This is a genomic window from Parvibaculum sp. (assembly GCF_039680535.1).
Classification (GTDB): Bacteria; Pseudomonadota; Alphaproteobacteria; order Parvibaculales; family Parvibaculaceae; genus Parvibaculum.
Genome location: NZ_JBDKSS010000008.1, coordinates 239,095 through 253,981 on the forward strand (window position 1 = coordinate 239,095; position 14,887 = coordinate 253,981).

Below are 14,887 nucleotides of genomic sequence, written 5' to 3' on the forward strand. Positions count from 1 at the left end.
GGAAGGTCGAGGTCTTGAGGAGATTAATCAGCCGCGCGTAGCGAATAACCAGCTCCCCGGACCGTATGCAGCAAGGGCTGTCTGAAATTCTTGTCGATCTTGGCGCGAAGGCGCGAGATATGCACGTCGATCACATTGGTCTGCGGGTCGAAGTGATATTCCCAGACATTTTCGAGCAGCATCGTGCGGGTGACGACTTGCCCCGCATGCTTCATCAGATATTCGAGCAGCCGGAATTCGCGCGGCTGCAGGTCGATCTCCTGCCCGGCGCGCACCACTTTTCGCGCCAGCAGATCGACCTCAAGGTCGCTCACCTGAAGCCGTGTGCGCACCTGATCCGGGTTGGAGCGGCGCACCAGCACCTCGATGCGCGCGAGAAGCTCGGCAAAGGAATATGGCTTCGTCAGATAATCGTCGCCACCCGCCTTGAGCCCCATGATGCGGTCGTCGACTTCACCAAGCGCCGAGAGGATCAGCACGGGCGTGCTGATGCCCTCCGCACGAAGCGTGGTGACGACACTGAGCCCGTCGCGCCTCGGCAACATGCGATCGACGATCATCACGTCATAGGGGCTCGAAAGTCCGAGCGTCAGGCCTTCTTCGCCGTCAGCCGCATGGTCGACGATATGTCCACTCTCGCGTAAGCCCCGAACAAGATAGGCCGCCGCTTCGAGATCATCTTCGATGACGAGAATCCGCATGGGGGGTCACGCCTCAATCGCACATCTGTGAATTTCCGGCGCCGGACCAGCCCGGCGCCGGATACCGCTTCATCAAGCCTTGTTGATCGTCAGCGCGACGAAGCGCTGCTGATCCTGACTGCGGAGAAGAAGGAGAACGGACTGCTTGCTCGCCTTCTTCGCCTCCTTCACGCCCTGGACGACATCTGCCGGCGTCTTAACTTCCTTGCCGGAAATCTTGATGATGACGTCGCCGGCCTGAATGCCCTTCTCGGCGGCTTCGCTGTTGGGATCGACGCTCTGCACGACGACGCCTTCGTCGCTTTGCGTCAGGGCAAGCCCAAGACTCTGCGTCGCTTCTTCTGCAGTCGGAGCACTATCTTCCGCCGAAGCCGTATCGAGCTTGTCGGGGAAGAGCGCGATCGCAACCTTGATCGCCTTCTCCTTGCCGTCGCGCCACAAAACGACATTGGCGTTGGTGCCCGGCTTCAGGTCTGCGACCGAGCGGCTCACATCGCGCACATCGACCATGTCTTTGCCATTGAGCCCCGTGATGACGTCACCCGGCTGGATGCCGGCCTTGGCGGCGGGGCTGGCGGGTGTGACCTCCGCGACGAGCGCACCCTTCGGCTTGTCGAGCGAGAGAGACGCCGCAAGATCGGGATCGACTGGCTGAATGCTGACGCCGAGCCAGCCGCGCGTCACCTTGCCGTGATTGCGAAGCTGGTCGATGACGCCGGAAGCGATGTTCGACGGGATCGCGAAGCCGATGCCGACGCTGCCGCCCGTCGGCGAGTAGATGGCCGTGTTCACGCCGACGACATTGCCATGAATGTCGAAGGTCGGGCCGCCCGAATTGCCACGGTTGATCGAAGCGTCGATCTGGAGGAAATCGTCATAGGGGCCCGCGCCGATTTCGCGACCGCGCGCCGAGACGATGCCGCTGGTCACCGTACCGCCAAGGCCGAACGGATTGCCGACCGCCAACACCCAGTCGCCGACGCGCAGCTTGTCGGAGTCGCCGAATGCCACATAGGGAACGGGCTTCGCCGTCTTGACCTTGAGGAGAGCGAGGTCCGTCTTCGGGTCCCGTCCCACGAGCTTTGCCGACAGCTCGCTGCTGTCGTTGAAGACAACCGTGATTTCCTTGCCGTTCTGCACCACGTGATTGTTGGTGACGACATAACCGTCGGCCGTGATGAAGAAGCCGGAGCCCTGGGCCATCGCCTTGCGCTTCAGCGGCTTGCCGTCCGGTCCCTTGGGCTGGAGCTGCTTGAAGAACTTCTCGAAGGGGCTGCCGGGCGGCAGCGGAATGTCGGGCATGGCGGCGTCGGTGGCCGCCTCTTCCTCGACCACCTTGATGCTGACGACGGCGGGCGACACTTTCTCGACGAGATCGGCAAAGCTCGGCAGGGTCGAGAGTTCGGTGCGCTGCTGCGAAGGCGCGTTGAGCGGGGCGGTCTGGGCGAAGGCGGGCGCCGTTCCCCATGCCCCCAAACCCCAGCCACCAATGCCAATGGCGCAAGCGGTCGCAAGCGCCGTGGCGCGACGCGCGGTCTTGCGCGCCTGAAGGCCGCGTTGGGGAGCGCTGTTCGTCATATCGTGAACTCCTGTGGCTGTGACTGCCGCCATGGGCGGCGCTATTATCTCGATCTTCCGGCTCCGGGCCGTCTCTGAAGCCGGCTCATGACCGTCGGCGAAACCGAGGCACATCCCTGCCCTGAGACATTCGGGCATCATGCATTACCAATTCATGTCTCAAACATTACGTTTTGGTAAGGCATAATGATGGCGGAGAATGGCGTCGCCAGGCCTGCGCGGGAAAATCTCGGCCCGGATTCGGGCATTTGAGCGGCGAGAATTGGCCTATTCCGGGCGGCCCAGCAATTTGTCGAGCCGGGCCTTTTCCTCGGCGTCGAGTGCGGGGGCCGTCCCCTGTCGGCTCCGGCGAAAGACCGACCACGTAATGGCGGCTCCGATCAGCAGCGCCGCCAGCGGGCCGAACCAGAGTGCCCAGGTCGAAGGCTCGAAACGGGGTTTCAGCAGCGCGAATTCGCCGTAGCGCGCGACGATGTAATCGACGACCTGCTTGTCGTCATCGCCCGCAACGATGCGCTCACGGACGATGCGCCGCAGATCCTTGGCAAGATCCGCATTGGAGTCGTCAATCGACTGGTTCTGACAAACCAGACACCGCAGTTCCTTCGAAATTGCCCGCGCCCGGGCCTCCTGCACGGGATCCTTCAATTGCTCGCCCGGGTCGACGGCAAAGGCCGCGCCGGCAACGAACAGCATCAGGAGCGAAAGGACGAGCGCGCGCATCGCCTACTCCGCCGGTTGCGCGGCAAGCCGCGCGCGCGCGCGGTTCGGCGCGCCAATGCGATAGCGCCGGTCGGTGAGCGAGACAATGCCGCCCGCCGCCATGATCATGCCACCCACCCATATCCATGGCGCAAGATTGTTGTAATAGGCACGCAAGGTCCAGGCGCCCTGACCGTTCTCGTCGCCGATGACGATGTAGAGATCGGCAAAGCCCGTGGTGCGGATCGCCGCCTCGGTCTTTTCCTGGCGCTCGACCGGAAAACTACGCTTTTCCGGCAGCATCAGGGCCACGTCGCGCCCATCGCGGGTCACGCGGACAACGCCGACCAGTGCCTGATAATTGGGCCCGTTGCGCATGCCGACTTTTTCGAGCGTCAGCGTGTAACCCGCAAGCTCGGCGCTGTCGCCGACCTTGAGCGCGGTCACAACCTCCTGTCGCCACGCCGTCGTACCGACAATGCCCGCGACCACGATGCCAAGGCCGCCATGGGCAAATGCCATGCCCCACGAGGCACGAGGCAGGCGCAGCGCGCGGCGGAAGCTCTCGCGAATATTCCCCGAGAAAAGCCCGATGCGCCACGCAACTTCAAAGAACGCCCCCGCGATGAGCCAGGCGGCAAGCCCCATGCCCAACGCAGCGAGCCACGGCCCCCTTGTCTGGAAAGCCAGCACCGCGACAACGACGATGATCGCCGCGACACCCGCGCCCATGAGCCGCTCGCTCGCCGCGACGAGATCGGACCGCTTCCACTTGAGCAGCGGGCCGATCGGCACAAGGCAGAAGAGCGGGATCATCAGCGGCACGAAGGTCATGTTGAAGAAGGGAGCGCCCACTGTGATCTTCGGGCCACCCATTGCGTCCAGGAACAGCGGATAGAGCGTGCCGATGAAAACCGCCGCCGCGGCCGCGGCCAGCAGCAGGTTGTTCATGACCAGCGCCCCTTCCCGGCTCAACGGCGCAAAGAGCCCTTCAGCCTTCAGCACGGGGGCGCGCCAGCCATAAAGCGTCAGCGCCCCGCCGATGAAGAAGACGAGAATGCCGAGGATCGCAATGCCGCGCGAGGGATCGACAGCAAAGGCGTGGACCGATGTCAGTACGCCCGAACGGACGAGGAAAGTGCCGACCAGCGAAAGCGAGAAGGCAAAGATGGCCAGGAGAATGGTCCAGCTTTTCAGCACGCCGCGCTTTTCCGCAACGATGGCGGAATGGAGAAGCGCGGTGGCGACAAGCCAGGGCATCAGCGAGGCATTTTCCACCGGGTCCCAGAACCAGAAACCGCCCCAGCCCAGCGTGTAATAGGCCCACCACGAGCCCATGGCGATGCCGACCGTCAGCGGAATCCAGGCGGCGAGCGTCCAGGGCCGAACCCAGCGCGCCCAGCTCGCATCGACCCGCCCCTCGATCAGCGCCGCAATGGCGAACGAGAAAGCCATCGAAAGGCCGACATAGCCCGCATAGAGGAAGGGCGGATGGAAGGCGAGCGCTGGGTCCTGAAGGATCGGATTGAGACCGTTGCCTTCGATAGGCGCCGGATCGAGCCTGAGGAAAGGATTTGAGGTGAAGAGAATGAAGCCGAGAAAGGCGACGCCGATCACCGCCTGAACGGCAAGGACGCGCGCGCGAAGCGCGTCCGGCAGATTGCCGCCAAAAAGCGCGACCATCGCACCGTAGAACGAAAGGATCAGAACCCAGAGGACCATCGAGCCCTCGTGGTTACCCCAGACGCCGGCGATCTTGTAAATGAGTGGCTTGGCGGTATGCGAATTCTTCGCCACCAGCGCGACGGAAAAATCGGACGTGAGGAAGGCATGCATCAGCGCCGCAAAGGCGATGGCGATGAGCACGAATTGAACCAGAGCTGCGGGCGCCGCAACCGCCATCAGCGCAGAATCGCGCCGCTGCGCGCCGATCATCGGCACGACCATTTGCAGGATCGCCACCGCCAGCGCGAGGGTCAGCGCGAAATGGCCGAGTTCTACGATCATTGAGCCGCGCCTTTTCCTTCGTCCTGTTTCATCTGGCCCTCTTCCCAGCGGCCCGACTTCTTTAGCGCCTTGGCGACTTCGGGCGGCATGTATTTCTCGTCATGCTTGGCCAGCACCGAATCCGCGACGAAAACGCCTTCGGGACCGATGGCACCCTCGGCGACAACGCCCTGCCCCTCGCGGAAGAGGTCGGGAACAATTCCGGTATAGGAGACGGTCACCGATTTCGCGAGGTCCGTCACCACGAATTTGATGGTCGCGGGGCCCGTGTGCTCGACCGAGCCGTTCTCGACGAGGCCGCCCAGGCGGAACCGTGTTCCCGGCCCGATCCCTTTTTCCACAACTTCCGTAGGGCTATAGAAAAAGACGATGTTGTCGCGCATCGCGTAGAGCACCAGCCCGATCGCAATGCCGACAATGCCAAGGCCCAAGGCAATAAAGCCGGCACGGCGCTGTTTGCGCGTCATGTTTTTCCTATCCCCGATTTCGAGACGCCGAAGGTATAGCCCAAGAGCGGGCGGTTCTTAACTGCAATTTGGTCGCGGCCCCACCTGCCCCTTTGCAGCCGTCAGCTTGCTCCTCCATCGGCCAAAGCGTTCGGGAGGCCGAGCGACGCGAGATCGATGCGGACGCCACGCACGCGCAGCGGAAGGTCGAGCCGCCAGTTTCCGCTCCCGATAAGGAGCCGGAACTCATCCATGCGGTAGACCGTGCGCCGCAGAAGCGGATTGGAATGGGTCGCAAGCCAGTCGCGGCGCTCCGCAACATAAGCCGCGATCCAGGACCGCTCGCCCAGCCGCGCCGCTTCGCCATGCTCCCTCGATGTTCGCTCGCGAAGAACACGCCATGAGCCGTGGACATGGCTGTCATAGATGACGGCAGCGGCGAGCGCGGTCGAAAGCCCCAATGCGACGGCGGCCTTCGTCGCAGGCGCCCAATAGGCGCGGTCGAAGAAACGATCCTGCACGTCCTGCATCGCGGGATCTCCACCCGCTGCCTTCAGCGCGGCGTGAAACGCCTGATCGCGGTCGAGGCTGAGGTCGATGGCGGCAAGCCTCTCCAGATAGGGAGTCAGCGCATCACCGCGATCGGCCTTCGGCTCGTCGCAATATGCCTGGATGAGAAGATGGAGATTGCCACTTGCGAGCGTCGCCTGCGAACGGCCATAGGTGAGATGGCCGGCATCGCCGGGCAGCAGGGTTACGCTCGCGTAATCGCCGCGCGCGCGTCCTGTCTCGAAGATGTTGACGATGGCTTGCGCCGTTCTCTTCTGAAGTTCCGTGAGCATTCCATTCCCTTCCTGATGATCCATATGCGGAGCATAAGAAGGGAACGACCAGCGGGGACAAATCAGGGAAGGGCCTTCTCCGCTTCATCAAGGCGGGCAAGTGCCGCCTTGTCATTCACGAAGGCCTGCCGAGCCTTCGCAAGCGAGGCCAGCGCTTCGGGCTTCTTGCCAAGCACGCCATAGGCCCGGACAAGCCGCAGCCAGCCTTCGATATCATTGGGTGATTTTTCGAGGCGCGCCGCAAGTCCGCCGACCATGCCCTCGATCATCTTCTGGCGTTCTTCGGGCGACATGTTGGCCGCAGCGCCAACCTGCGCCGCATCCGGCCCCGGTGCCGTTGCGCCGGACGCGCCCGGATTCTCGAGCCGCGCGAGTTCCGCCTCGAGGCTCGCGCGCCACGGAGCATCCTTGGGCGCCGAAGCGAGAAGCGACTTCCAGCGGGCGATGGCGGCGTCCTTCTTTCCAGCCTCGACCTCTGCCGCGCCCAGATAATACTGGGCGCGCGGTTCGTGCGGATCGAGCGCCACGGCCTTCTGAAAATCGTCGTGCGCCTTGGGAGCAATCCCACCCGCTGCAAAAACCTTCGCCTCGCCTCTCGCCGCAAGCCGCGCGGCGGTTTCGCCGCCCAGCGCAATCGCCTGCGACCAGGCATTCGCCGCATCGTCAAAACGGCGTTGGCGAACATAGGCAGGCGCAAGCACTTCCCAGCCGCGCAGATCCTTGGGATCAGCCTTCAGATGCTCTTCGACGCGGAGCACCAGCGCATCGAGCGGCAATTGCTCAACCGGCGCAGCCATGCGCTCCTTGAACGGCTCATCGGGAAGCCCCGGCGATCCCAGAGCGAGATAAAGGCCAAGCGAAATCGCCGGCACCGCAACGATGACGGCAAGAGCCACGGCGCGAGCCGAAAACCCGTTGCGGACACCCGGCCTCGCCCGCTCATTCTCCATAGCGTCGGCGGCCGCGAGCAGGCGGCGAGAAACCTCCACCTTTGCGGCCTCCGCTTCGGCGGGTTCGATGACGCCGCGTTCCACGTCGCGCTCCACCTCGGCGAGCTGGTCGCGATAAAGCGCGACCTCGCGATCGGCTCCACCCGCCGCTTTCGTCCGGCGCAGCGGCCGCAGCACGGCGGCAATCACCGCCGCGGTCATGACGGCGAAAAAGAACCAAAGCAGCAGGTCTGAGAAGGTCTGGGACAAGGCAGGCTCGGTCTTGAGGGGGCGGGCGCGGGACTTGGGCCGCACCTGTATAGAGGCTTGCGGGCGAGCCGGGAAGCGGCTCGCTGCCGCATGCCCCCCTCAGCCGCCGAAACGCTGCCTTGCCGAAAGCGCGAGGCCGGTCGCCACCGAGGTGAGTTCGCCGCCACCCGCCAGCCGTTCATGCCCGAAACGCTCAACGAAGAGGGCCCGAACGGCCGGAATGAAGGATGTGCCGCCGGTCAGGAAGACCCGGTCGATCTTTTCAGGCGCGACGCCGGACTCTTCGATCAACCGGTCCACGCAACCGCCAATCTCGGCAAGCTCCGGGGCGACCCAGCGGTCGAAATCGCCACGAGCGATATCGGCCTCGATGGAGATGGGCGCGGCCTTGAAGCTGAGATGGGCTTTCGTCGAGCCGGAGAGCGCGACCTTTGCCGCCTCCACCGCCCGGTACATTTCGAAACCCTTGTTTTCCTCGATGAGGTGGGTCAGCGCCTCGATTTCATTGGGAGCATCGGACACAGGCTGAATTTCCTCGAGCATGCGCCGGGTTTTCTGGGTGTTGATGAAGCTCAGCTGGTGCCAGCGCTTGAGACTGTCGTAGAGCCACGCTGGCATGGGCAGAACCTTGCCTCCGGTGCTCTTGTAGGCCGAGCCCCGGCCCAGCCGCGGGGCGATGACGTTTTCGACAATGCGCGCGTCGAAAGCATCGCCGGCGATGCCGACACCCGAAACGCCGATAATGGTTTCAGCGCGGTTCTTCACCTCTCGCATGCCCGGGCCGACATGCAGCAGGCAGAAGTCGCTGGTGCCGCCGCCAAAGTCGCCTATCAACACCAGTTCGTCGCGATTGAGTCCCGACTCATAGGCATAGGCGGCAGCCACCGGCTCGAACTCGAAATGGACATCGGCGAGACCGGCCCCTTCCAGCGAAGCGAGCAGGCGTGAGACGGCAAAGTCATCGTGCCCTTCCTGCGCCTGTCCGAGGCTGTTGCGCACAAAACGCGCGGGGCGCCCAACGACGATCGGCACGGCCTTGAGGCGTTCGATAAGATTATCGGAGGGCGGCGTCGCCTCGAGCAGACGCGAAACGAGAAGCCCGATCAGGTTCTCCAGCGTGTAGCGGCTATTGAATATGCTGGTCGACGTGAAATCCGGATTGGCCAGATATGACTTGATCGACTGGATAAGACGACCTTCTGCGCCCGGTTCCAGATAGGCGTCGATGGCGGCCGGGCCCGCATAGGCCAGCGGCTTGCCGCGGCTGTCGCGTTCATCGGCATCGAAGTAGAGAATGGACCGGAACGTCGAATGTCCAACCCCATTATGAAGGAGCGGAACGAGGCGCGACGGACCTGTGGCGTCGGCCAGCGCCAAAGCGCTGTTCGTCGTGCCGAAGTCGAGGCCGATGAACATGAAATACCTCGCGCGTCCCGCTGACCGGCCAGCCGGCAGGGGGTATCGCAATGTCGATGAAGACGGGTGTGTCGAAAAGGGCGCCGGTTCTAACCGAGCGGCAGCGCCCTGTCCAGAGACTGTCTCACCAACCCGCGCGGATATGGGATTGATGGGATATGAGGCGCGAGGCCGGCAGGTCGACATAGACCGTCGTGCCCTCGCCCGGCGCACTCTCGATCATGAGCGAACCGCCGTGAAGCTCGGACAGATGCTTGGCCAGCGGCAGTCCGAGCCCCGTGCCCTCATGCGTGCGCGACAGCGTGCCGTCGATCTGGGTAAAGGGCGCCAGTGCCTTGGGGATATCGGCCTCCGCGATGCCGATGCCGCGATCGATCACGGCGATACGCAGCCGGCCGGGCTGAACCGCGGCTTCGACGCGCACCGTGCTGCCGTCGGCGCTGAACTTCACCGCGTTCGACATCAGATTGATGAGCACCTGCTTCAGCGCTCTTTCGTCGGCGACCAGCGAAACGGGCGGCGTCGGCAGGTTCACCTCGATCGAAATCGAAGCTTGCTGGGCCCTGTGGCGCACGATGCGGCATGCGGATGCGACAATGCCGTCGAGGTCTGTCTCATCCTCATGCAGCTTGAAGTGCCCAGCTTCGATCTTCGAAAGATCGAGAATGTCATTGATCAGATTGAGCAGGTGGACGCCGCTGTCGTGAATGTCTTCGGCATATTCGCGATAACGCGGATTGCCGACCGGCCCGAAGAGTTCGCGCTCAAGCGCCTCTGAAAATCCGATGATCGCATTGAGCGGCGTGCGCAGCTCATGGCTCATATTGGCAAGGAATTCGGACTTCGAACGGCTCGCCGCGGTCGCTTCGTCGCGCGCCTCGCGGAGGGCTTCCGCTTCCGTGCGTCGTGCCGTCACATCCTGAATGCCGATGAGGAGCGCCGGCAGCCCCTGGAAACGGACGAGCGCCGCCGTGATATGGGCCCAGATAATGGTGCCTTCGCTGCCCAGCAACCGCGCCTCGATCGGCCCGCGCAGCCGGCTTCCCGCCGCCGCCTCGCCGAGCTGACGCTTCATCTCCTCGTCGACGAAGAACCGCCTGGCATCGATTTGCATGGCATCCTCGCCGTTGAGGCCGAAGAGGTCCAGCGCCGCCCTGTTTGCCTGAACGATGCGATAGGTTGCCGGGTCGATCAGCGCGAGAGGCAGCGGCGCAGCGACGAATATGCTCTGGAAGCTTTCTTCCGTCGCGCGCATGACGCGCTGCGCCTCCTGCCGGACGGATATTTCCTGCGTGAGCTGCTCATTCAGTTCCTTTTGATGCTCCATCGTCAGGAACTGATTGCGGCGCAGACGATTGGTAACGCGCATCGCCTGAAATCCGACCGCATTCGCGACGCCAAGCAGCATGAATATCTGCAGCCCGGATGTGAGCGACATGTTCGGATAGAAGGAGATGACCGCGGTAAATGCGACACCGCAGGCAATCGACAGGGCCGCGTTATAGGCAAGCCGATTGGGTACGCCGAAATAGAATGCAATCGTGATGACAGCCGCGCTCACCGCATGGTCGGCCGCCCCGAAGCCCCCCGCGGCCACGAGCAGCAGGAAGACGCCGAAAACATAGGCCTGAGCGAGGCTCAACGATGCGTGCAGCAGCCCAGGCCTGCGCGGATCGGAGAAGAAGAGAAATGGAAGGCGCCCGATCGCGAGCGTCGCAACGCGCAGGAGTCCAATGACTGCGAACTGTACCGTCGCACCGAGAATGATGAAGTCGAGAATGATCCAGCCGACAAAGAGGTAGATGCCGACCTGAATGGCGCGCACGCGCTCCGTCGTCTCAAGCCAGGACGCAATGCCAAAGCGGCGCTCCAGAGCCGGATCGAGAAACTCGCCCGTCCAGCCATAGGCCTCCGCCGCGCGCGCCCCTGCGTCGCCACCGCTGCCGGTGCGAACCACCGGTTCCAAGCTATTTGCATTCACGATTTCGGCCACACGGGTCCCCCCTCGCGCCGGACGCATTGCCCGCCAAACGCAGGGCGACTCTAGGGGGAAAGCCTAAACAAAAAGCGAAATTCCGGCCCGCCCCGCTTTCATCCAAGCCCACAGCCCCCTATCGTGCCGGCATAAAAACGTCCAAAGGGCGGACTTCAGGGAGACGAGAACGATGATGAAAAGAGGCGGCAACCAGACGCAGGTTCTTTCCGGGGTGCGCGTCCTCGACTTCGGGCGCTATATCGCGGGCCCCTTTTGCGCGGCGCTTCTCGGCGATCTGGGCGCCGAGGTCATCCGGATCGAGAAGCGCGAGGGGAGCGAGGACCGCTTCGTCCAGCCGATCGTGCCGGGCGCCGAGGCGGGCGAAGGCGGCGAAGGAGCGATGTTCCTTCAGGTGAACCGCAACAAGCGCGGGCTGACCCTCGATCCCATGACGGAGACCGGACGCGGCATCGTCCGCCGGCTGGTCGAGACCGCCGACGTCGTCGTCGCCAACCTGCCGCCTTCGACGCTGAAATCCATGGGCCTCGATTACGAAAGCCTCGTCGAGATAAAGCCCGACATCATTCTGACGATGGTCTCCGCCTTCGGTCATGGCGGTCCCTATAGCGAGCGCACCGGTTTCGATGGCATTGCGCAGGCAATGGTCGGCGCGGCCTACCTCACCGGCTATCCCGAGGAACCGGTGAAGAGCTATGCCCCATGGGTCGATTTTGGCACGGCCTCGCTCTCGGCATTCGGCACTCTCGCCGCCTTGATGGAACGTGCGCGCTCAGGCAAGGGACAGGTCGTCGAAGGCGCCCTTCTCTCAACCGCGCTTTCGTTCTTCAACTTCCACCTGATCGAACAGGATCTCCGCAAGATCAACCGCGTCGCCATCGGCAACAAGAGCCCCTATGCCGGGCCCGCCGATATCGTGCGGACCAGGGATGGCTGGATTCTCGTGCAGGTCATGGGTGCCCCGCTCTTCAAGCGCTGGGCAAAACTGATCGGTGAAGACCACTGGCTCACCGATCCCCGTTTCAAGGACGACAGCGCACGTGGCGATCATGGCGCCCTGCTCTCGGAACGAACCTCGCAATGGGCTGCACAGTTCACGACCGAGGAGGCGCTGGCATTGCTCGAAAAGGCGCGCATTCCCGCGGGCCCCGTCCTCTCACCGCAGCAGGCCCTCGACGATCCGCATATCAACGCGATGCATTACCTGCATCCGCTGGCCTTTCCGGGCCTGCCGAAGCCTGCGCCGATCATGGAGACACCCGTTCGTCTCTCACGCACGCCGGGGACCCTCCGCGACCGTGCGCCACTCCTCGGCGAGCACACGGACGAAATCCTCACCGAGCTCGGCTATTCGACCGACGAGATCGCCGCCTTCCGGGCCGAGGGAACGATCTGATGCACGCCGCCTTGTCGCGCTTCCCTCGCTTCGCCCTCGCTCACCTGCCGACGCCGCTTTCGGAAATGAAGCGCCTTCGTGCGGCATTGGCATCCGAAGGCGTGGATGTGCCGCGTCTCTTCATCAAGCGCGATGACTGCACCGGCCTCGCCGGCGGTGGCAACAAGACCCGCAAGCTCGAATTCCTGATCGGCGAAGCGCTGTCGCAAGGTGCGGACACCATCGTCACCACTGGCGCGCTGCAGTCGAACCATGCCCGACAGGCCGCCGCCGCAGCCATCGCGGCGGGGCTTCGGCCCGTCCTCGTGCTCCTCGACATGGTGCCCTACCGGGGCCACGCCTATCGCCGTTCCGGAAATCTGCTGCTCGACGACATTTTCGGCGCCGACGTCAGGGTCGTCCCACAAGGGACAAGCCCTGCCGGCTTTATCAAAACCGTTATCGACGAAATCGCCGAAGCCGGCGGCAAAGCCTTCTTCGTGCCCACGGGCGGCTCGAACGTCATCGGATCGCTCGGCTACCTCGGGGCCTACATCGAAATAGCCGATGCCCTCGATGCTCTCGGCATCGCGAAGGCCCGCATCGTTCATGGCTCGTCGAGCGGCGGCACTCAGGCGGGCCTCGTGGCGGGCGCCGCCTTGCGGGGGAAGGGCCCCGTGGTTCAGGGCGTCAATGTCTATCGCGGCGATCACGCGGCCATGAAGGCCGACATATTGAAACTTGCCCGCGCGACGGCCGAGGCGCTGAACGCGCCCGCGCCGGCCGAGAGCGACGTCATTCTCGAAGAGGGATTTCTGGGTGAAGGCTATGGTCTTCCGACCAAGGCCATGGTCGAGGCCGTCGAACTCGTCGCCCGCACCGAAGGCATCCTGCTCGATCCGGTCTATACCGGTAAGGCCATGGCAGGATTTCTGGCGTCCATCCGCGCCGGCATGTACCCGCCGGAGGAAGCGCTCGTGTTCCTGCACACCGGCGGCATGCCCGGCCTTTTCGCCTATGAAGAGGAATTCAGCAGCGGCGTAGTCGCTTAGGACGCCTGCGCGACGGCAACCTGCCCCCGGCGACGCAGCGTCGCTGCGATACCCGCGTCGCCCAACGTCTCACGGCAGGCAATCACCATTTCGAGATAGGCTTGCGCATTGGCGAGTTGCGGTCCCTTGGCCCGGCGCAGATCCTCGATCAGGCCGTCTTCATAAGAGGACAGATAGGCCTCGATCTGCTGGCCCACAGTCCTGCAATGCGATTGCGCGCCGATCGACTCCGCCGCCGAGGCAACCCCGCGCAGAAATCGGAGACACGCCAGCATCTTCTCGTTGCGCTCAAAATTGGGAGCGGTGGAAATGTCGGGACGGCGTGGCCCATTCCTGCCGTAACTGCCAACCTGATGCAGCGGCAGAGCTCGGGCGAGTTCGAGTTCGAACTTGGCCATCGCTTCGGTGAGCGCGGTCGAAAGGCGGGCCCGAGCCGCGAGAATGCGGTTGCCCCAGTCGCTGCAGCGGCGGACATCGATCTCACGGATAAAGTTCTGCGAAAGCTCCGCAAACTGGGTGATTTTCGACAGTAGGTCGTCGAGGTCGAGAGGAACTGCCCGCCTCGGCTGCACTTTCTCGGCAATCTCCTCAAGCTCCCCAAGGAAGATTTCGCCGAGCCCGGCAAGCCCGGAACGGTTGACCGCGTCCTCGTTGCTGAAGCCCGCGAGCTTCCGCGCCAGGCGCAATATCTGCCAAGGCTCATGCATGCGCGCGACAGCGATGAGCGGCACATAGATCGCGCTATCCAGCGAGGTCGCCCGCGCTTCGTCGTAAAGCTCCGCGACGGTCGCAACCATACCTTCATCGAAGTCGACGATGTGCCTGGGCAGAGCGTCGCGCACCGCCAGCAGATAGGGGGCGACGGCGAGAGTGCGCCCTATCGTCCGCGCATCCTCGACGACATTTTCGCCGCCGAGCTGACGTTCCATCTTCCGACGCAACGCGCCGTCCTTGCGGGACTCATCGAAGGCAGAGAGGATGGCGCTGGAAGAGCTTGCGTGCAGAACCGTCAGACTGCCCTTCTGCGCTATGCCGTCCGCGCCGCCCGTCTTTTCTTCCAGCCGCCGGGCGATGTCCGGGAGCGTATCTGGCAGAAGCTCGGTCTCGAGCCATGCCCAGACCGGCATGATGGAGCTGCGACGGATATGGGGCATATGTGGCGACGGAGATCGGTCGTCGGTCAGCAGATCCTCGAACGGCATGCAGAACTGGCGCAGCACGCTAGGCGCACCGGGCCGCTGCCCCTCCCGCTTGCCAAGCAACGGCCGGATGGACGACAGGATCAGGTCATAGGGCAGACCCGTCCCGCCACGCATCTTTTCCCGCTCCAGCCCTGCGGCAAGCTTCGCCGCAGTCCCTGGCGTCAGTCGCGACAGGAACTCGTTCAGGCGTTCGATAAAAGGCGCTGTCGGTTTTGTTTCCATGACCTGCGCATTTCGGACATCGAGAGGTGAACCGAATGGGACCACCTCCCGGAGCGGGCTACCAATTTCAAGACTAGGACGCCATGCTTAACAAACCTTCCACACCCCGCCCAATGAGCCGGAAAATGCACGATATACGGCCATTCCCGGAA

The 14,887-nt window shown here is 63.6% G+C and carries 12 protein-coding genes; 2 read left to right on the forward strand and 10 right to left on the reverse strand.

The window, feature by feature from the left end; genetic code table 11:
- Positions 1-23 precede the first annotated feature (23 nt).
- The 9 genes from ABFC66_RS05080 to ABFC66_RS05120 form a co-directional block, all read right to left on the reverse strand.
- Positions 24-701: a response regulator transcription factor gene (locus ABFC66_RS05080; protein WP_346739879.1), complete on the reverse strand. Its 678-nt coding sequence runs from the start codon at positions 699-701 to the stop codon at positions 24-26.
- Positions 702-773: 72 nt separating this feature from the next.
- A complete protein-coding gene (locus tag ABFC66_RS05085) occupies positions 774-2,279 on the reverse strand; it encodes a DegQ family serine endoprotease (protein WP_346739880.1) in 1,506 nt (501 codons plus the stop codon).
- Positions 2,280-2,546: 267 nt separating this feature from the next.
- Positions 2,547-3,002: a cytochrome c-type biogenesis protein gene (locus ABFC66_RS05090; RefSeq protein WP_346739881.1), complete on the reverse strand. Its 456-nt coding sequence runs from the start codon at positions 3,000-3,002 to the stop codon at positions 2,547-2,549.
- A 3-nt stretch (positions 3,003-3,005) separates the two neighbouring features.
- A complete protein-coding gene (locus ABFC66_RS05095; protein WP_346739882.1) occupies positions 3,006-4,988 on the reverse strand; it encodes a heme lyase CcmF/NrfE family subunit in 1,983 nt (660 codons plus the stop codon).
- Positions 4,985-5,455 carry a cytochrome c maturation protein CcmE gene (ccmE, locus tag ABFC66_RS05100; RefSeq protein WP_346739883.1) on the reverse strand — a complete coding sequence of 157 codons (471 nt, stop codon included), beginning with the start codon at positions 5,453-5,455 and terminating at the stop codon, positions 4,985-4,987. Before ccmE ends, ABFC66_RS05095 begins: the two co-directional genes overlap by 4 nt.
- 101 nt (positions 5,456-5,556) lie before the next feature.
- Complete coding sequence (locus tag ABFC66_RS05105; RefSeq protein WP_346739884.1) at positions 5,557-6,276, reverse strand: chitosanase; 720 nt, start codon at positions 6,274-6,276, stop codon at positions 5,557-5,559.
- 62 nt (positions 6,277-6,338) lie between these two features.
- Complete coding sequence (ccmI, locus tag ABFC66_RS05110) at positions 6,339-7,475, reverse strand: c-type cytochrome biogenesis protein CcmI (RefSeq protein ID WP_346739885.1); 1,137 nt, start codon at positions 7,473-7,475, stop codon at positions 6,339-6,341.
- A 99-nt stretch (positions 7,476-7,574) separates the two neighbouring features.
- Positions 7,575-8,891: an Hsp70 family protein gene (locus tag ABFC66_RS05115; RefSeq protein ID WP_346739886.1), complete on the reverse strand. Its 1,317-nt coding sequence runs from the start codon at positions 8,889-8,891 to the stop codon at positions 7,575-7,577.
- Between the two features lie 124 nt (positions 8,892-9,015).
- Entirely contained in the window at positions 9,016-10,848 is a 1,833-nt protein-coding gene (locus ABFC66_RS05120) for an ATP-binding protein (RefSeq protein WP_346739927.1), read from the reverse strand.
- Positions 10,849-11,056: 208 nt separating this feature from the next.
- Here ABFC66_RS05120 and ABFC66_RS05125 point away from each other — a divergent pair, with 208 nt between their 5' ends.
- Entirely contained in the window at positions 11,057-12,280 is a 1,224-nt protein-coding gene (locus ABFC66_RS05125; RefSeq protein WP_346739887.1) for a CoA transferase, read from the forward strand.
- Positions 12,280-13,311: a D-cysteine desulfhydrase family protein gene (locus tag ABFC66_RS05130; RefSeq protein ID WP_346739888.1), complete on the forward strand. Its 1,032-nt coding sequence runs from the start codon at positions 12,280-12,282 to the stop codon at positions 13,309-13,311. Before ABFC66_RS05125 ends, ABFC66_RS05130 begins: the two co-directional genes overlap by 1 nt.
- Here ABFC66_RS05130 and ABFC66_RS05135 read toward each other — a convergent pair.
- Entirely contained in the window at positions 13,308-14,735 is a 1,428-nt protein-coding gene (locus ABFC66_RS05135; RefSeq protein ID WP_346739889.1) for a hypothetical protein, read from the reverse strand. The genes ABFC66_RS05130 and ABFC66_RS05135 overlap by 4 nt on opposite strands.
- Positions 14,736-14,887 lie beyond the last annotated feature (152 nt).